This is a genomic window from Pseudoalteromonas sp. AOP31-A2-14 (assembly GCF_052378035.1).
Classification (GTDB): Bacteria; Pseudomonadota; Gammaproteobacteria; order Enterobacterales; family Alteromonadaceae; genus Pseudoalteromonas.
The window spans coordinates 1532391-1552336 of record NZ_JBQSXI010000001.1; the positions used below are offsets into that span (position 1 = coordinate 1532391).

The window sequence follows — 19946 nt, forward strand, 5'->3', positions numbered from 1 at the left end:
CATTATTTGCACCGTTGTCGTATAGTGCGATTGCAAACACTCCTAAACAAAGTTACTTTGAAAACAGAGGTATGTCTGCATGGGAGAGTTTGCAATCAGGAGATAAACAGGCTTTATTTGACCATTTTTCGCCTAAATTACAAAGCTGGAAAGATGGCAAACCTGCATTGGAAGAAATTGACCGTATCTTAAAAGGTTATAACGGTGATTAGACTCAAAGTAAGCTTGATGATCTTAATATAACCTTGATAAGTAGTAATGGTATAGGACCTGATGGTACTGAAACAAAGACCGGCCTTCAAAACTCGGTTTACCATAATTAAGTTTATTTTTAGTGGTTATCTGGACTCAATATTTATTTAAAAGTAGTTGATTATAATGAATTTCATAGAAAAAAAATTACAGCACAACGTGCAGTACTGCCTAGCACATAAGCGAACTATACCTTATACATCGATTAAAGCATTCTTATGCATGTTATTTGCTGCATTTATATTTACATTTTTCATTGATGGTAAACCTAGATATGTAATGCAGGGGTCGAGCTTAACGAGTATGTTTATATTAACGCCATTTGTATTTTTTGCGTTGGTACTTTTACAATCTTCATTACAAAGAACGTATTATAATGGTGATGTTTTCTTAACTCGTAAAGGCATTTTGATGCCTGACTTTAAAGGTAAGCGTGAAGCTTTTACAGCTTATAATAATATTGACTCAATAGTCCTTTATTACTTTCCTCTCACTCCATTATTTTCAAAAGGGCCTTACCTTAGTACCCACTTTGCAGTAAAAGATAAATCTGGTAATGAACTGGGTGTACATACTTTTAACTTAAACGACTATCAGCTAGTAATAGAATATCTAACCTCTACTCACAAGGTATCAATTAATCATCGTTTTTCATGGTGGGTTTTGAGTTATTTATTACTCATCCCAATGGGATTATTGCTTGGGTTTATTGTGTAGGTTTTTATCCTACATGAATCCAGGCTTGGGCTTGAACAAACTTTGCTCAGCAAGATCAATAGCTATTTAAGAAACAAAATGAATTTTTAAATATCTATTTTATTAGCAAATAATTTCACTTCGTTAACGTTAACTTAAGTTACATTGTTTTAATCTTAACTGATTGATAAGTACGTTTGCTGAACCTTTTAAAAACAGACAAACAAACGTTTTGATAAACATAAATATGAAGGAAAGGTAGGTTATGCATAACGGATTTAAATTAGCAGGTTTTGTCTCTCTAATCGTGTTTAATACTCAAGTGTTAGCAAAAGCGCATAACATGACTTTAAAATACGAAATAACAAAAGATAATGGGCATTACGCTGATATAACTGTAAGAGTTAACGATACCTATTTAAGAACTGATTATAAGTTAGCCAATAAAAATTTGACCGAAATGACAGTGAAGTGGGATGGTCAATATATACTTGATCACAATAAAAAATCAGCTTATTTTTTAGACTATAATACCACTAATAAAAAAGCAGAAACAGCATTAAACAAAATGGCATCGCAAGCGCCAAATTTTACTGCTGAGCAAATTTTTTCAATGAGTATTGATCCAGCTAACGATGAGGACGAATATATTGAATACTCTAAGTCTGGAGATAACAAATTAAAAGGTGAACGGTATTCAAACTTTATTCACGAGATTGGCTATTTAGAAGTACCAAATAAGTATGTTACTCAACAGCAATATGATTGGTTACTATCGAGAACGCTTGAAGATCGTAAATTTGGTCAAGGCTTTGTGATGGTTCTTGAGCAACCTATAACAGAAGTGATGCGTAGGTTAAACTACCAGTATCCTGTGTTTCCCGTTTATTTAAAAACTAATAATTTTATATTGCAGCTTAAATCTGTTGATACTGACCCTCTATCAGGCGAAGCGCTTGCGGTTGATGCTGGGTTAGTTAAAAAAGATGTTACCTTAGGCTCTATGAAATTTGTTGAACAGCTATCTGAGGGCATCGCTCAATAGAGGTTCACAATTGAACAGTATGTAAATTATGTGCTGTAACCTTTGTACGAGGTTACAGATATATATTTAAGTTTTAGTCTTTATTGGACGCTACTCAAACTTTATTTCTTAATACAGTTTTGAGTAGCGAACTTTGTATTTTGACAAGGCTATAAATCAATCATCAAAACATTAGTATAATGATTTTAAAAAGGGCTGCTTTTGCCGATCTTATACTGTCCCTTTTTTAAATATTAATTTGGCTTGGTAAATGCGTTATTCTTTTTCGGTGTTAAGCTTACTATTTAGAAGTAATAAAATATTTTTATTAACCATCCTCGTTTTTGCAATTCTAGCGGTTCCGACGTTATATACATTCGAAAAAAAAGTTCGTCATGATGTTTTTAATAGTGAAAAAATTAATTTAGAACATGAGCTAGATAATAAAGCGCAGGCATTTAAAGGACGCCTACAAGATAGTGTCAATGCTATTCGTTTTTTAAATGTTACGCCTTCTATTGTTGGTATTAGCCGTACTATCCACAATAACAACATTGATCCTTTATATGGCATCAATGTTGATGTTTGGCAGGAGCGTCTTGCTACAACATTTATGGGCTTTATGCATACCGATGAACACCTTTCACAAGCACGTTATATTACTCTTGCAAATAAGGGTAAAGAGTTGGTTAGGGTAGACCGAGTAGGCCAAACAATTTCACGTGTGCTAGGGGAGCAATTACAACAAAAGGGTCAACGCGATTATATAGTAAAATCCGCTGTTCTTGATGACCAATCCGTTTATATCTCGCCTATTAATTATAATCGTGAAAATGGTGAAATTCAGGTTCCTTATGTTAGCACCTACCGCCTAGCTAAGCCTGTATTTGATGCACAAGGTAATGTATTTGCAGTTCTAGTTACTAATTATTTTGCTGAAGAATTACTACAAAGTCTAAAGGTTGACTTACCTGTAGGTGTAAACACTTATTTATTAAATAATAATAATCAGTTTTTATCCCATCCTAATACAAAACTGCCTTTTGCTTTTGAATTTGATGAAACGGCTAATTGGTCAAGTGAATTTAATCGTAATCAGGATATGAACGATAAAAATACACTTTCACTGACTAATTTCCCCGAACAATATTATCTGAAACATCAAATTACACTTGACGATAATGTCACCATGCTACCATTAACGCTGGCCGTTTCGATTGATACGCAGGTTTTATTAGATGAAGTTGCTGATCGTCGTTATAACTTTATACTCATGCTTTTTTCGTTGTTTGCTACTTTACTTTTATTAGTTTGGTTGTATCAGCGCTATATAAATCGTCAATTAGAATTAGATTCTCTTAAAGAGCAAAATACTAAGATCATCGAAGGTTCTCTTGACCCGATTATGTTAGTCGATGACCATGGTGTGATCAGTCATGGAAACCAAGCTGCACAAACAAGTTTTAATTTAGTAAAAAACAAAACAAGTTTTATATCTTTGTTTGCTTTAGATGAACAGGATAAAAATTGCTTGGATGAAACCTTAACGCAAGGAAAGAAGTTACCTTTTGAAGCTATTTATTATGATCAACAAAACACCCCATGTTATTACTCAATTACATTAACTCGGGTATTTGACGTTTTTACTCAACGTAACCAAGTTGCGGTTATTTTACGTAATATTAAATTTTTAAAACAAACTCAACAAGCGCTTGAGAAATTAAACGGAACACTTGAATTAAAAGTTTCTCAACGCACTAATGAGCTACAAGCTGCGACCGCACAAGCATTAGCTGCAAGCCAAGCAAAAAGTGATTTTGTTGCAAATATTTCTCATGAAATACGCACACCAATGAATGGTGTTTTGGGCATGCTCGAGATGCTCAAAAAAGATCCGCTAACGAGTGAACAATTACGATTTTTGGGTTTAGCTGCTAAAAGCGCTAACTCGTTAATGACATTAATTAACGACATTCTTGATTTTTCAAAAATTGAAGCGGGTAAGTTAGATATAGACCATCATAGTTTCGATGTTGTGACGGTTTGTAGTGATATGGTGACTTCGATGGCGCTTCAAGCGCAGCGTAAACGGTTAGAGGTAATAGTTAACACCGACAAAATAGTCGATCGTCAACTAATAGGTGATAGTCACCGATTAAAACAAATTTTAATTAATCTATTTAACAATGCAATTAAATTTACTCATCACGGAGAGGTTAGCTTAACTTTAGATTTCGAAACACTTGAAAGTAATGAAATCATGATGAATTTTGCAATTAAAGATACTGGAATAGGTATAGCTCAAGAAAATATTGATAAGTTATTTAATGTATTTACACAAGAAGATAACAGTACAACGCGCCACTTTGGCGGAACTGGTTTGGGGTTATCAATTTGTCGTAAATTAGCTCGCTTAATGGATGGCGATATCATTGTAAGCAGTGAAAAAGGCAAGGGCAGTTGTTTCACTGCTAAAATAAAAATGCAAATTGATCCGCAAAGAAAAATAGCAAGGCCGGTTCTACTTGATAAGCCAATTAACGTTTTAGTAATGATCAAAAATGATCGTGTTTATGCTAATACCGTTAACCTCTTGCGGGCCAGTGGTGATATTCAAAGTGATGCTATTGTGCGTCTTAATGATAATGAGCAATTTGAAGAGATTACAGCTGATCTCGTTTTAATCGATGAAACTGAACCACGTTTAACAAAGGTGCTTTACCTTTGCGATGAATCACGCCAGCATATCTTTATTTTAACTGACTTTTTAAATAATAAGCCTAAAATAATAGATAATAAGCCTAACGTTCATCGTATAACTAAACCATTCACTCAAGATCAACTTACTTTTAATTTAGCGAGTATTTGGGCTGAGAATAGGTTAGAAAAATTACCGAAAGTTAAGAGTCAAATAAAAGAAGAAATCCAAGATCTGTCGGCCTTTAGTGTTTTATTAGTCGACGACAATATGATTAATACAGTGGTAGCAAAGGCAATTTTACAAGAAACAAACATTAAAGTGACTATTGCAAATGATGGCGTTGATGCATTAGAGCAGTTGGCTAAAGCCAAAAATAGTTTCGATATCGTTCTAATGGATTGCCAAATGCCTAATATGAATGGTTACGACGCAACATCAGCTATTCGTCACGGTAAATCTGGTGAAACGTATAGAACTATTCCAATTATTGCAATGACTGCTAGTGCAATGGCGGGGGATAAAGAGCGCTGTATTGCAGCTGGAATGAGCGATTACATAACCAAACCGATTAACTCAGCCACCTTGAAAGAAAAGCTAACAAGGTGGCTAAAAGTATAAATAGTTATGGTGGAGCTAGGTATTTAGGTAGGGATATTAGAGTTTAGTTTGGCTGGTGTTAATGACAATTACACAACGCTTTTACGATCAATCTATGATCCACCTAGTATGGTTTGGGAATAATTTAAGAGTTATTTTATTATTGAAATCATGGCCACTTTATAAAGAGGTTATAAATTTAAGACGCCCATAATAAAAAACCGCTTTCGCGGTTTTTTATTATCTAAACTCAAAGAGGTATAAGTAAGTATTATACCTTAAGTAGGTTATTTAAGCCGTTATCGCTTCTTTGATATACGTGACAGCATCACCTAGATCAATCATTTTCTTTTCCCCTGTGCGACGGTTTTTAAGCTCAACTTTATTTTCATCAAGGTTGCGCTCACCAATAACTAATGTGAATGGCACACCAATTAACTCCATGTCGTTAAACATCACGCCAGGTCGCTCTTTACGATCATCAAATAACACATCAAGGCCGGCAGATTTTAAACCATCGTAAAGGTCATTGGCAATATCTGGAATGCGATGCGATTTATGCATATTCATTGGCACAATGGCTAAATCAAATGGCGCGATAGGTTGTGGCCAAATTATCCCGTATAGATCGTTATTTTGCTCTATTGCCGCAGCAACGATGCGGGATACTCCAATACCATAACAACCCATGGTCATTATTTGGTTTTTACCTGTTTCGCTTAATACGCCGGCTTTCATTGCTTCTGAATACTTAGTGCCAAGTTGGAAAATATGGCCAACTTCAATACCACGTTTAACCTGTAAAACGCCTTGACCACAAGGACTTGCATCACCTTCAACAATATTACGGATATCTGCAATTTGATATTCAGTTACATCACGATCCCAGTTAATGCCGCTCAAGTGCTCGCCGTCTTTATTTGCGCCCGCTACAAAGTCAGCCATTACATTAGCTGTACGATCAACAATAATCGGCATGGTTAAACCAACAGGGCCTAGTGAGCCTGCTTTTGCACCAATGGCTGAAATGATGTCTTCTTCTCTCGCTATTTCAAGAGGAGCAGCAACCAACGGGTGTTTTTCAGCTTTTAACTCATTCAATTCGTGGTCGCCTCGTAATATAAGCGCAACAAGACCACGTTTACCGTCTTCGTCAGGAGCACCATATACAATCAAGGTTTTAACACAGCGATGTGGCTTAACACCATAATGCTTTTTAAGTTCGCAAATAGTTTTCGCGTCAGGTGTAGGAAATGCCTTTAGTTCTTTTGCCGCTTCAGGGCGTGAGTGATTTGGAGCAAGCGCTTCTGCTTTTTCGATATTCGCAGCGTAATCACTGCTATCACTAAAGGCAATTGCGTCTTCGCCAGATTCAGCCAAAACATGAAACTCATGAGAAACACTGCCCCCAATTGAACCAGTATCAGCAATGACAGGACGGTAGTCTAGGTTTAAGCGCTCAAAAATATTGCAATACGCTTTATGCATTGCTTGATAAGTCGCATCTAAGCATTCATCACTTAAATGGAACGAATAAGCGTCTTTCATGGTGAATTCACGAGCGCGCATCACACCAAAACGAGGGCGTCGTTCGTCCCGGACTTTAGTTTGTACTTGATAAAGTGTAGTAGGAAGCTGTTTATATGAATTTATTTCTTTACGAACAAAGTCAGTGATCACTTCTTCGTGAGTTGGGCCAAGTGCAAAAGGGCGGTTGTGGCGGTCGTTAAAACGTACTAATTCATCACCAAATTGGTCCCATCGCCCTGATTCTTCCCATAAGTCAGCTGGTTGTATAACGGGCATAAGCATTTCAATCGCGCCTGCTTTATCCATTTCATCGCGAACGATTGATTCTACTTTACGTAAAACTTTTAAGCCTGAAGGCAACCAAGTGTATAAGCCAGAGGCAACGCGGCGGATCATACCAGCGCGTAGCATTAGTTGATGCGATACAATTTCAGCATCAGAGGGCGTTTCTTTGAGTGTTGCGAGTATATATTGACTGGTACGCATGGTTATTCCGATAGTTGTAAAGTTTTTATTTCAATAAGCCTCAGTTTACCAGCGGTTGCATTGACACTAAAGCGATAAGTTTAAGTTTAGAGGTATTAGAGGTAATTCCTATGTGTTATCAATATGGCTAACATAGTTATGTTCGCCGTTAACTTGCCAACGTATATTAAAATCATATAAGTTCATGCCGTAGCTTTGTTCACCAGTTTTTTGCTTTTTATAAGCAGGGCGTGGATCTTGCTTTAATACATTAGCAATAAATGCTTTAAGTTCAGGGTGCTCTTTTTGTAAAGAAATAAAGCTTAGTGCTTGTGGGCTAAACTCTACACTCATTAATGTTTCAGGACGAGTATCAGCAAAGCCAGCACTGGCCCCTTCCATAGAGTCTGAATAAGGTAAATAGGGTTTAATATCTAAAATAGGTGTGCCATCAAGTAAATCAATACCAGATAATAATAATGCGAACTGGTTATTTTTATGTTCAATACCTTCGAGTTTTACTGCGCTCATACCAATTGCGTTTGGCCTAAATGTAGCGCGGGTGGCAAATACACCTTTACGTTCATTTCCACCTAGGCGAGGCGGGCGCACCATGGCTGAGTAGCCTTTATCGGCGGTTTCATGGAACCTAAATAATAGCCAAATATGGCTAAATTCATCAATACCTCTTATGAATTCTTCACGATTAAAGTCTTTGGAGAATAGTAACTTGGCTTTAGCTTCTGGCACTAAGCGGGGTTGACGTGGAATGGCAAATTTTTGTTTATAAGGTGAGTGAATATGACCAATGGCCGATAATTGATAATCGCTCATGTTGCGCCGTAAAATAATTAAATTAAGCGCATTATACACAAAAAAAGACAGCATGAGCTGTCTTTAGTATTTAGACTTATTGGTCTAAAGGTTAGAACATGTACTGGAATGAGACTGATGCTACGTCCATTTCTGGGTCAATATCATCTTCTAATTCATAGCGCTCATACTCTAAACGTACTTGCATGTTATCAGTAAATGCATATTCAATACCCGCGCCGTAAAATACATCGCCGCCGTCTTGATCTGCACTGACACTACCTAGTTCGCCCAAGCCTTGTGTTACTTCTGCATCCCATTCGAACCAACCCCCTTTACCATAAATAGAGAAGTTATCAGTAATTGGTGCGCCAAGACGGGCTGCTAATGACACACCGTCGATTTCTGCTTTGCTATCTATATCACTTACTTCATCAAAGTTTTGATATGCAAGTTCAAGGCTTAGGTATTCATTAAACTGAGTACCGACATACCCTTTTAGCATTTGTGCATCATCATCAAAATCAGTGTCATTTTCACTGTCTTCAAACTGAAAAGAATACTGGCCATAACCAATACCAGTATAGATACGTGGTGAGTCCATATCTGTGATATCTGCGTGGGCTGCGTTACCAAAACCTAGTAGTGCCAAAGAAAGTGCAGAGAGTGAAATTGTTTTGATCATTTAATAACTCCTTTACAAAATAAAATAGGCAGAAATTTCTGCTTTGGTTTTAACTTTCGTTTTGTATATTGCATTACACATGCCAATTACAAACAGGGCTAATTTAGTGTCTTTATGAGGTGGAATGGTTGCTTATTGAGCTGAATGAGCGTGATTTATTCGCTCATTCAGTTTCATCGAAGAAAAAATTTCAGGGAGTTGGAAGGTTTTACAAAGTAGATATGGTCCAGAATTATTATGGTTCAGTCTTATTTAGTAATGTTTCGGTTTCGATAGCTATTTCTTTCATTTTAATAGCGTAGTTTTCTATTTTCTTTTCATCTGCGGTATTGGCTTTATAAGATGGCACCGCAATAGGATAGCCAGCTTCATCCATGGCTATAAAACTTATTATGCAGTGATTAGTTTCGACCAAATTTTGTGTTTTAGGATCGCCACAACGCACTTGTATAAATATTTGCATACTGGTTTTACCTGTATGGGCGATTCGAGCCTCTACTTCAACGATTTGACCAACCAGAATAGGGCGCTGAAACTTCACCCCAGCAACTGATACCGTTACACAATAGTGACCGCTCCAACCGGCGGCACAAGCATAACCGGCTTGGTCAATCCATTTCATAACTACACCACCATGGACTTTACCACCAAAATTTACATCGGTAGGCTCAGCTAAAAAACGAAAGGTAACACTTGACGACGGCATAAACTTACTCTTAATAATTAAACAGTTATTTTTAGCATAGCGTAAAAAAGGGGCCGAAGCCCCCTGCAATTTAGGATTTATTTATAAAAACAGTATAAAGCTACATATTAGGGTAGTTTGGACCACCAGCCCCCTCGGGCGTGACCCACGTTATATTCTGGCTAGGGTCTTTGATATCGCAAGTTTTGCAGTGCACGCAGTTTTGCGCATTGATCACAAATTCATCTTTGCCTTCAACCTGCTGTACTTCATAAACACCTGCGGGACAATATCGCTGCGCTGGTTCATCAAACTTGGCTAAATTGACCTTGATGGGTATTGAGACATCTTTAAGTTGTAAATGACATGGCTGGGAATCTTCATGGTTAGTATTTGATAAAAATACTGACGAGAGCTTATCAAAACTTAGCTTGCCATCAGGTTTTGAGTATTTGAGCCTCTCAACAGAGGCTGCATCCACTAAAGTTGCGTGGTCTGATACATTGTCTTTAAAGGTAAAAGGTAAGCCACCATTAAACAGGTTTTGATCAAGCGTGTTATACGCACCACCAATAAACTTACCGAGTTTGTGCATCACCGGGCCAAAGTTACGTGATTGATGTAACTCTTTATAGGCCCACGATGTTTCAAATGCAGATTTGAATTCGCTTAAATCAGTGTGCTCTTTACCTTGCGTTATTGCATCAAAAATAACATCGGCGGCTACCATGCCTGACTTCATGGCAGTATGGTTTCCTTTTATTTTGGCAAAATTTAATGTGCCCGCATCACAACCGACGAGTAAACCACCGGGAAAATGCATTTTAGGTAATGAGTGTAAGCCGCCTTTAGTAATAGCGCGCGCGCCATAAGCTATGCGTTCACCGCCTTCAAGAACATCTTTAAAGGTAGGGTGGTGTTTCATTCGCTGAAACTCATCAAACGGACTTAAGTGTGGATTACTATAATTTAAGTCAACAATTAAACCAACGACGACTTGATTGTCTTCGATGTGATACATAAAAGCACCACCACTGGTATCATTTTTCAGTGGCCAACCAGTGCCATGCATAACTTTACCTTGCTGATGTTTGCTTGAATCCACTTGCCAAATTTCTTTAAACCCTAAACCATAATGTTGAGGTGATACATGCTCGTCGAGCGCAAACTGGTTGACTAGCTGCTTACCTAAATGGCCGCGACAACCTTCTGCAAATACGGTGTATTTGGCTTTAAGTTCCATGCCTGGCATGTAGCCATCTTTTTCTTTGCCGTTTTTATCAATACCCATATCACCGGTAATAATACCTTTAACGGTATCATCTTCTATCAGTATTGAATGGGCGCTAAAACCTGGAAATATTTCTACACCAAGAGTTTCAGCTTGCTCAGCTAAAAAGCGGCACACATTACCCATAGATACAATATAGTTTCCGTCATTATGAAATGTCTTAGGTGTTGCGAAGTGAGGTATTTTTGAAGCTTTTTCACTGTTATTAAACCAAAGAATTTCATCGTTAATTACTTTTGTATTGATAGGTGCGCCCAGTTCTTGCCAATCAGGTAGTAACTCGTCAAGGGCTCTTGCTTCAAATACGGCGCCCGATAATATATGTGCGCCTACTTCAGACCCTTTTTCGACCACACAAATCATTAGCTCTTGTTGTTTTTGTTGTGCCTGCTGCGCTAAACGAATTGCTGTAGACAACCCTGCAGGGCCTGCTCCTACGATAACAACATCAAATTCCATAGTTTCGCGTTCGACCATATTAATCTCCTCAGTGACGGCCCTAAGCCACAATTAGGTGGCAGTTTCATACTTGCAAATGAAACGTTACAGGTGATGAATAGTTTAAGGTTATTTTAGGTTGACGTTTACGTCAACAGGAAGTAGTCTAAAATTATAAAATAAACAGGTTGACGTTCACGTCACCCTGTAATTCAAAATGATAATGGAGTTCAGATGAAAGTTCTCGTGCCAATTAAAAGAGTGATTGACTACAACGTTAAAGCGCGTGTTAAAGCTGACAGAAGTGATGTTGACTTAGCTAACGTAAAAATGGCTTTGAATCCGTTTTGTGAAATTGCGATTGAAGAAGCAATCCGTTTAAAAGAAGCGGGCACTGCAACCGAGGTTGTTGCTGTTACCATTGGCGCTAAAGCATCTCAAGAGCAGTTGCGTACTGCACTAGCCCTAGGCGCTGATAAAGCCATTCACATTGAAACTGATGAAAAACTTGAATCTCTTCATGTGGCCAAGTTACTCGCTAAAATTGTTGAACAAGAATCTCCAGAGATAGTTATTTTAGGTAAGCAGTCAATTGATTCGGATAACAATCAAACTGGTCAAATGCTGGCAGCACTAACAAAGCGTGGGCAGGGGACATTTGCTTCTAAAGTAGACGTGCAAAATGGCACTATTAATGTAACGCGTGAAGTCGACGGCGGCCTACAAACAGTTTCGCTTAAACTTCCTGCTATCGTGACTACTGATCTACGCTTAAATGAACCGCGTTATGCGTCTTTACCTAATATTATGAAAGCAAAGCGTAAACCACTTGAGGTAATAGCAGCAGACAGCCTTGGTGTAGATTTAACTCCGCATATTCAATTGGTTGAAGTTAATGAGCCACAAAAGCGTTCAGCGGGTGTGATTGTTGATGATGTTGCGACATTAGTTGAGAAGTTAAAATCTGAAGCGAAGGTGATCTAAATGAAAACATTAGTAATAGCCGATCATGATAACGGCGCTTTAAAACCTGAAACTAACAAAACGATTAATGCTGCTGTAAAGCTTGGTTTACCTGTAGATGTTCTAATTGCTGGTGAAAAAGTATCGGTGATGAGTGAGCAAGTTGCCACTATTGCAGGGGTAAACAGTGTGTTAGTGGCAGATAACAGCGTATATGCTCAGCAATTAGCAGAGAATATGGCAGATTTAGTGTTATCAATAGCTGATGATTACTCTAATTTGGTAGCCAGTGCCACTACAACAGGTAAAAACTTTATGCCGCGTGTCGCTGCACTTTTAGATGTAGCACAAATATCTGAAATTATAGACGTGATTGATGCAGATACATTTAAACGCCCAATTTATGCTGGTAATGCGATTGCAACGGTTAAATCGCTAGATAGCAAAAAAGTAATTACGGTACGCGCGAGTAGTTTTGATTTACCAAGCGAACAAGCAACAGCGTCAATCATTGCAATTGATACTGTGATTGAATCAACATTGAGTGAATTTCTAAGTGTTGAGAAAACAGAATCAGAGCGTCTAGAGCTAACCGCTGCTCCGGTTGTTATATCCGGCGGACGTGGTATGCAAAACGGTGAAAACTTTACATTATTAAATGGGATTGCCGATAAACTCGGCGCCGCTATTGGCGCATCGCGCGCAGCTGTTGATGCGGGTTTTGTGCCTAACGACATGCAAGTAGGGCAAACAGGTAAAATTGTAGCACCTGATTTATATATTGCAGTAGGTATCAGCGGCGCTATTCAGCACCTTGCAGGAATGAAAGACTCAAAAGTGATTGTTGCAATAAATAAAGACCCTGAGGCACCTATTTTTCAAGTCGCTGATTATGGCTTAGTCGCGGATTTATTTGACGTACTACCTGAGCTTGAAAAAGCACTGTAAACCTTTATGAAGAAAAAATTCTGGTTGTAAAGCTGCTGCATCTATTTAGGTGCGCAGCTTTTTTGTTTGCCCAGCGAAGCTGGCAAACCCGATAGGCTGAAAGATGCCTTATCACCCTGACTAAGGGGAAGATAATCTGAATGGCAAGGGCGTCACTGGCCAACGGTGGGGTCTGAAGGAAGCCATAAGAAGTTAGAGGTACACAACTAACCGTAACCTGTTTCGGCAGTATTGGTGGGTCAGCGTGCAAAATAGCGCAACGCCCTATACTTAGTCAGACCAATACTGTGCTTGAGGGTGGGATTTCTAACAGGGAGCCAGTGCAGTAACTGGGGAAGCCTGGCATCTAAACTTAATGAGAGTAAGTGGCCTAAATTCAAGGTGAAAGCCAAGATTTAGTGTCGGTGTGAGGTGGCAGATGAACCCGTAGTAGTGAGTAAGGCTAGGCCGATGAAAGCCAGTAATGGTGTGGAGGGGAAAACCAAGCCGACCATCAACATTATGTTTGATGGGGTCAACTTTAGCCAAAAGCTTTAATTGATTGCGAAGGGGGGAAGTATTCTTTAAGCGTATGAAAGACGGGAACTTTTGTTTATCGGCTCACAAGTATTTCGACGGAAATAGCCAAAATATGACGGCCAAACAGGAATGTAGACGCTGAGAATTGAAGGGCGAGCAATGGAGTAATGACTGACCACTTAGGCAGATTGCCAAAAAAGGCTAGCACACCTAATGTCATCATGAAGAATCAGCGATAAGTAGAGTGACACGAGCAGACATACCGCAAGCAAAGGCAGAAAATGACAGTTTACTACAGCTTGTACGGACAATTATTAGACATTAATAACCTGTACAAGGGATTCAAAAAAGTGAAAGCAGCTAAAGGAGCGGCCGGAATAGATAGGCAGACCGTAGGCGCATTCGCCCTGAATTTAGAAGCAAACTTAAAACAACTGCAACTTGAGCTGCAAACCAAGCAATATAGGGCACAACCTGTCAAACGGGTGGAAATACCCAAAGATGATGGCGGTGTCAGAATGCTAGGTATCCCCGCAGTTCGAGACCGAATAGTGCAACAAACACTATTGAACATACTCCAACCGATATTCGACATCGACTTTCACCCATCGAGTTATGGGTATAGGCCGAAACGAAGCTGTCATGACGCTATCAGTAAAGCAAGTGTATTTATCCGTAAATACCATCGCGACTGGGTCGTAGACATGGATTTGTCGAAGTGTTTTGACCTGCTTGATCATGCTTTGATAATTAGGAGTGTTAGACGCAAAGTGACGGACGGTAGTATTTTAAAACTGATTAATCAGTTCTTAAAAAGCGGAGTAATGATAGGTGAACACTGGGAGGCTAGTACGATAGGAAGCCCACAAGGTGGCGTAATTAGCCCGTTATTGGCCAATATCTACCTAGATGCTTTCGATCAAGAAATGAAAAAGCGTAATCACCGAATAGTGAGGTATGCAGATGATATCTTGATTTTGTGCAGCACAGAAAAAGCAGCGCAAGAAGCACTTAAGGCATCCACCCAGATACTAGAGCGAGACTTGAAATTAACCGTGAACCAAAATAAAACCCATATTGCTCATAGCAGCAAAGGAGTGAAGTTTTTGGGAGTAGAGATAGGTAGCCAGTGGACACGGATACAAGCATCAAAACTCATCGGGTTTAAACAAAAAGTGAAGCAATTAACAAAACGTAACGGCGGCATAAATTTAGCAGAAGTAATAAAACGGCTAAATCCAGTTGTGCGCGGTTTTGTAAATTATTTTAGTATAGCCAATTGTAAACGAGAGCTAAAAGCCTTGGCAGGTTGGATCAGACGAAGACTAAGGGCAATACAGCTGAGGTTGTGGAAGAAGCCATCAAGGCTACATCGACGACTAAAACAGTTAGGAAAAAAGCCACCGTTTAAGTTCATTAAGATGAACTCGTGGCGTAACTCACTAAGCCCTTTATCTTGTGTATCGATGCCAAACCAATGGTTTGAGGAGCTTGGTTTATATCCAATAGAAAAAGTGAATACGGGATGGCTTGCTTTATCGGCGTTTAGGAAATAAGTTGATAAAATGTGAAGGGTACAGGAGCCGTATACGAGGTCCGTACGTACGGTTCTGTGAGAGGGATGAGGCATAAGCCTCACCCTACTCGATTATGTCCGTTGCTAAAAGTGTGTTGAATGACTTTTATGTATAAAAAAACCAACTCAAGGTTGGTTTTTAATTTTAAAATTATTCAGTTACTAAAATTTAGTAAGTTGCACTGCCTTTAGTGCGAGGGAAGGCAATTACATCACGTACGTTACCCATACCTGTTACATAAGCAACTAAACGCTCAAACCCAAGACCAAAGCCTGAATGTGGTACGGTACCGTATTTGCGTAAGTCGCGATACCAGCTGTAATCTTCTTTATTTAAGCCCATTTCTGCAAGACGCGCATCAAGTACATCTAAACGTTCTTCACGTTGTGAGCCACCAATGATTTCGCCAATTCCAGGGGCAACAACATCCATAGCAGCTACGGTTTTACCGTCTTCATTTTGACGCATGTAAAATGCTTTTATATCGCGAGGGTAATTTTTAATAACCACGGGTGCTTTAAAATGTTCTTCTGCTAAATAACGCTCGTGTTCAGACTGTAAATCAACACCCCATTCAACATCGTATTCAAATTTTTTGCCACAGGCTTTTAAGATTTCAACGGCGTCAGTGTAATCAACTTGCGCGAAGTCTTTTTCTACAAACTCTTCTAAACGCGAAATGGCGGTTTTCTCTACACGTTTTGCAAAAAATTCCATATCATCGCGTCGCTCTGTAAGTACGGCATTGAATACATATTTGAGCATATTTTCGGCAAGTTTTGCGATATCTTCTAAATCGGCAAAGGCAACTTCTGGCTCTACCATCCAAAATTCGGCTAAGTGGCGTGAAGTATTTGAGTTTTCAGCACGGAACGTTGGGCCAAAGGTGTAAATTTTTGACATTGCTGAAGCGTATGTTTCACCATTAAGCTGACCTGATACGGTTAAAAATGCTTCTTTACCGAAAAAGTCTTCACTGTAATCAACAGCCCCTTTCTCTGTGCGCGGCAGGTTTTGCATATCCAAGGTTGAAACACGGAACATTTCACCTGCGCCTTCACAGTCACTTGCGGTGATGATTGGGGTACTTATCCAGTAATAACCTTGTTCATGATAAAAGCGGTGAATCGCTTGTGCTAAACAGTTACGTACACGTGTTACGGCGCCCATGATGTTAGTGCGTGGACGTAAATGCGCGTGTTCACGCAAGTATTCAATACTGTGGCGCTTTGCCGACATTGGGTATGAATCTGGATTTTCTACCCAACCTAATACCTCAATTGTATTTGCCTGAATTTCAAATGATTGACCTTGGCCAGCAGATTTAACTAAAACACCCGTTACTGAGACAGAACAACCAGCGGTAAGGCGAGTTACTTCATCATAATTATTAAGTGAATTAGGGACTACCGCTTGAATAGGATCAAAACATGAACCGTCATGAACGGCTAAAAAAGAAATTCCTGCTTTTGAATCGCGGCGAGTACGGATCCAGCCTTTAATTGTTACTTGGCTGTCTTCCGCAACCGTGCCTTTTAATAGCTCTGAGATCGCTAAATGGCTCATCTTCACTCCAATGATATAAGTTGCCTAACATTAATAATGTGCACTGCACTTTGAACCGCCTATCTTACCTTTGTAAAGCCAATAAAAAAACTACTGTTGATAACTCTTTGGTATTTTTTATAAGTTTGATGAAAAAATCAGCAAGTAATAGCGGCATTTAGGTGTTATTTAAAATTGTCACTGCGAAAGTTGACTATTTTATGGCATGATAAAGATCAATAAACGTTAACTCAATCAAATTAGTTTACAGGTGTTATGAAACAAGTCTTTATTCTTCGTGGTTTACCAGGGGCGGGTAAATCTTATTATGCGCAAAACCTAGCTGACGAAATGGTGCAGGGCGACCAAAGTCAATACGTAATTTGTGCAACCGATGATTACTTTTATAACGCTGATGGTGTTTATCATTTTGATAAGTTTAAACTCTCCGAATACCATAATTTAAACTTGGCGCGTTTTATAAACTCCTTAGCCCAAAATATCCCGCTGGTGATTGTCGATAATACGAATATCAAAAAGTGGGAGTTTATAGCCTATACCCAAGCTGCTCAAGCATTAGGCTATCAGGTAAAAGAAGTGATAGTTGGCGAGGTCAAAGATAAATCTTTGCAGCATCTTTATGCTAAGCGAAATCAACACAAAGTACCGCTAAAAATGCTTAGTAAAATGGCTTATATGTTCGAGTGGTAACCAAAATTGGTTAATAAAAGGAAGTTCTTGCTTCCTTTTTAGCTGGTAGTTTAATTTATACTTTAGTAATGCTTACCTTTAATTGCTTTATAAATTGCATCACACAGAGTCGTTAAATCTTGCTCGTTACTTATATACGGTGGCATTAGGTAAATAAGCTTCCCAAATGGGCGTATCCACACACCTTGGCTATTGAAGTACTGCTGTATTTTTTCAACATTTACATTACTGTTTAGCTCTATAACACCAATTGCCCCAAGTGTTCTAACATCAACCACTTCGTTTAATTCGTTACATCGCTCAAGCTGGTGGCTTAACACACTATTTATAAGTGTTATTTGCGCTTGCCAATCTTGTGCTAACAGTAAGTCAATACTTGCACATGCTACCGCGCAAGCAAGTGGGTTACCCATAAAAGTAGGCCCGTGCATTAATACACCGGCTTCACCTTCACTGATACCAATAGCGACTTTATCGGTTGTTAAGGTTGCAGACAGCGTCATCATACCGCCAGTAAGTGCTTTACCAATACATAAAATATCAGGTTGAATATTTGCGTGAGCTACAGCAAATAACTTACCAGTGCGGCCAAATCCTGTCGCTATTTCATCGCATATAAGAAGTACATCGTATTGGTCGCAAAGTTTGCGAACAGATTTAAGGTAGTTTGGGTGATAAAAGTTCATACCGCCCGCATTTTGTACAATAGGCTCAATAATAAAGGCGGCCACTTCATGGTGGTGCTTTTTAAAATAATCGGCTAATAGAGTTGATTCTTGCTCATTATAATCACTTGCAAAAGCGCTTTTGGGGGCAGGTACAAAAATATGTTCAGGTAAAAAGCCTTCATATAAGCTATGCATTGAATTAACCGGATCGCATACGCTCATAGCGGCAAAAGTATCACCATGGTAGCCCTTAAACGGTGTCATTAATTTTTGTTTAGTCGTTACACCTTGGCTTAACCAATACTGTAAGGCCATTTTTATCGCCACTTCAACACTTACCGAGCCACTGTCTGCTAAAAATACTTTTTGTAATTTTTCAGGAGTCATAGACACTAATTTTTTACACAGCGTTACCGCAGGTTGGTGAGTAATTCCCCCAAACATAACGTGACTCATTTTAGCCACTTGCTTTGTTATTGCTTCATTTAATACAGGGTGGCCGTAACCGTGAATAGCACTCCACCAAGAGGCCATTCCATCTATAAGTGTTTCACCAGTTTCTAAATACAGCCGATTACCTATTGCATGTGTTACTGGGTATACAGGCAGAGGGTGTGTCATTGATGTATAAGGGTGCCAAATATGCTCGCGATCAAAATCTAGATCTATAGATTTATTTATGTTCATTTGTAAACTCAACTGTGCTCTTGTTTGTTGACAATGTTACGCCAAGACGTAGACTAAAGCCAATATCACCGTTACAAAATAAAGAGACTTATTATGGAGCTAGCACCTGTTCGCCACGATTGGAACCATAGCGAGGTTAAAGCACTATTTACAATGCCATTCAACGATTTACTGTTTAAAGCTGCGTCTGTTCATCGTACAAACTTTAATCCTAACGAAATACAAATTTCAACATTGTTATCAATCAAAACCGGTGCTTGCCCTGAAGACTGTAAATATTGTCCGCAATCTGGACATTATAGAACTGACTTAGAGCGTGAGCGTTTAATCGAAGTTGATAAGGTAGTTGAACAAGCACGTTTAGCAAAAGAAAAAGGCGCTACTCGTTTTTGTATGGGGGCGGCTTGGTCTGATCCTAAAGACAGGGATATGCCGTATATTTCTAGAATGGTTAAAGAGGTAAAAGAGCTAGGCCTTGAAACCTGTATGACCTTAGGCATGCTTGATAATGACAAAGCCCATGAATTGAGTACCGCGGGCCTTGATTACTACAACCACAATTTAGATACCTCTCCAGAGTATTATGAGCAAATTATAACTACTCGAACCTTTGAAGATCGTTTAGATACCATAGGTAATGTACGCGATGCAGGTATGAAAGTATGTTCGGGCGGAATAGTTGGTATGGGGGAGCAAGCTTCAGATCGCTTTGGTTTATTAATGCAACTAGCTAATTTACCACAGCAGCCTGAAAGTGTGCCAATTAACATGTTGGTAAAGGTAAAAGGCACACCGCTTGAAAATGTTGAAGACTTAGATGATTTTGAGTTTATCCGCACCATTGCTACGGCCCGTATAATGATGCCGCACAGTTATGTACGTTTATCTGCTGGTCGCAACGCAATGAACGAACAAATGCAATCAATGTGCTTTTTTGCAGGTGCAAACTCTATATTTTATGGCGATAAGTTACTTACTACTGAAAACCCAGAAGCAGATGCCGATATGAACCTAATTAAAAAGTTAGGCATGAACCCAGAGCAGCGCCATGATTATTCAGACGAAGCGCATGAAGCGTCATTAGCATCAAAGGTTGCAGACAAGGCAACATCTGAGTTGTTTTACGAAGCTTAAGTTAGAGTTTATTGTAT

General features: G+C 39.0%; 16 protein-coding genes. 9 read left to right on the plus strand and 7 right to left on the minus strand.

Annotation, left to right across the window (positions count from 1 at the left end):
- Window positions 1-71: 71 nt before the first annotated feature.
- The 4 genes from ACT3S9_RS07150 (at window position 72) to ACT3S9_RS07165 (ending at window position 5291) form a co-directional block, all read left to right on the plus strand.
- Window positions 72-212, plus strand: coding sequence for a hypothetical protein (locus ACT3S9_RS07150; protein ID WP_441830639.1), 141 nt, complete (start codon window positions 72-74; stop codon window positions 210-212).
- Between the two features lie 262 nt (window positions 213-474).
- Window positions 475-969 (plus strand): hypothetical protein, encoded by a 495-nt coding sequence (locus ACT3S9_RS07155; protein WP_441830640.1) that lies wholly within the window; start codon window positions 475-477, stop codon window positions 967-969.
- Window positions 970-1213: 244 nt separating this feature from the next.
- Entirely contained in the window at window positions 1214-1993 is a 780-nt protein-coding gene (locus ACT3S9_RS07160) for a hypothetical protein (protein ID WP_441830641.1), read from the plus strand.
- Window positions 1994-2243: 250 nt separating this feature from the next.
- Complete coding sequence (locus ACT3S9_RS07165; protein WP_441830642.1) at window positions 2244-5291, plus strand: ATP-binding protein; 3048 nt, start codon at window positions 2244-2246, stop codon at window positions 5289-5291.
- A gap of 270 nt (window positions 5292-5561) precedes the next feature.
- On the opposite strand, the gene ACT3S9_RS07170 is transcribed toward ACT3S9_RS07165, so the two are convergent.
- The 5 genes from ACT3S9_RS07170 to ACT3S9_RS07190 all read right to left on the minus strand — a co-directional run bounded on the left by ACT3S9_RS07170 (window position 5562) and on the right by ACT3S9_RS07190 (window position 11249).
- Window positions 5562-7286 (minus strand): proline--tRNA ligase, encoded by a 1725-nt coding sequence (locus ACT3S9_RS07170; protein WP_444750848.1) that lies wholly within the window; start codon window positions 7284-7286, stop codon window positions 5562-5564.
- Window positions 7287-7394: 108 nt separating this feature from the next.
- Complete coding sequence (tsaA, locus tag ACT3S9_RS07175) at window positions 7395-8099, minus strand: tRNA (N6-threonylcarbamoyladenosine(37)-N6)-methyltransferase TrmO (protein ID WP_441836662.1); 705 nt, start codon at window positions 8097-8099, stop codon at window positions 7395-7397.
- A gap of 91 nt (window positions 8100-8190) precedes the next feature.
- A complete protein-coding gene (locus ACT3S9_RS07180) occupies window positions 8191-8763 on the minus strand; it encodes an outer membrane beta-barrel protein (RefSeq protein ID WP_441836661.1) in 573 nt (190 codons plus the stop codon).
- A 235-nt stretch (window positions 8764-8998) separates the two neighbouring features.
- Window positions 8999-9469, minus strand: a complete 471-nt coding sequence (locus tag ACT3S9_RS07185; RefSeq protein ID WP_441836660.1) for an acyl-CoA thioesterase — start codon at window positions 9467-9469, stop codon at window positions 8999-9001.
- A 100-nt stretch (window positions 9470-9569) separates the two neighbouring features.
- A complete protein-coding gene (locus ACT3S9_RS07190; RefSeq protein WP_444750849.1) occupies window positions 9570-11249 on the minus strand; it encodes an electron transfer flavoprotein-ubiquinone oxidoreductase in 1680 nt (559 codons plus the stop codon).
- Between the two features lie 162 nt (window positions 11250-11411).
- Between ACT3S9_RS07190 and ACT3S9_RS07195 the strand changes: the two genes are divergently transcribed.
- The 3 genes from ACT3S9_RS07195 (at window position 11412) to ltrA (ending at window position 15163) form a co-directional block, all read left to right on the plus strand.
- A complete protein-coding gene (locus ACT3S9_RS07195) occupies window positions 11412-12161 on the plus strand; it encodes an electron transfer flavoprotein subunit beta/FixA family protein (RefSeq protein ID WP_444750850.1) in 750 nt (249 codons plus the stop codon).
- On the plus strand, window positions 12162-13088 hold the full coding sequence (locus tag ACT3S9_RS07200; protein WP_444750851.1) for an electron transfer flavoprotein subunit alpha/FixB family protein: 927 nt from the start codon (window positions 12162-12164) through the stop codon (window positions 13086-13088). It begins immediately after the preceding gene.
- A gap of 800 nt (window positions 13089-13888) precedes the next feature.
- Entirely contained in the window at window positions 13889-15163 is a 1275-nt protein-coding gene (gene ltrA / locus ACT3S9_RS07205; RefSeq protein WP_086960535.1) for a group II intron reverse transcriptase/maturase, read from the plus strand.
- Between the two features lie 189 nt (window positions 15164-15352).
- Here the strand turns inward: ltrA and asnS are convergent, their stop codons facing one another.
- A complete protein-coding gene (gene asnS / locus ACT3S9_RS07210) occupies window positions 15353-16750 on the minus strand; it encodes an asparagine--tRNA ligase (protein WP_441834781.1) in 1398 nt (465 codons plus the stop codon).
- Window positions 16751-17005: 255 nt separating this feature from the next.
- On the opposite strand from asnS, the gene ACT3S9_RS07215 reads away from it, so the two are divergent.
- The gene (locus tag ACT3S9_RS07215; RefSeq protein ID WP_441834782.1) at window positions 17006-17440 is read left to right on the plus strand and encodes an AAA family ATPase; all 435 of its coding nucleotides are present in this window, start codon (window positions 17006-17008) and stop codon (window positions 17438-17440) included.
- A 62-nt stretch (window positions 17441-17502) separates the two neighbouring features.
- On the opposite strand, the gene bioA is transcribed toward ACT3S9_RS07215, so the two are convergent.
- Window positions 17503-18795, minus strand: coding sequence for an adenosylmethionine--8-amino-7-oxononanoate transaminase (gene bioA, locus ACT3S9_RS07220; protein ID WP_441834783.1), 1293 nt, complete (start codon window positions 18793-18795; stop codon window positions 17503-17505).
- A 93-nt stretch (window positions 18796-18888) separates the two neighbouring features.
- On the opposite strand from bioA, the gene bioB reads away from it, so the two are divergent.
- The gene (gene bioB, locus ACT3S9_RS07225; RefSeq protein WP_441834784.1) at window positions 18889-19929 is read left to right on the plus strand and encodes a biotin synthase BioB; all 1041 of its coding nucleotides are present in this window, start codon (window positions 18889-18891) and stop codon (window positions 19927-19929) included.
- Window positions 19930-19946 lie beyond the last annotated feature (17 nt).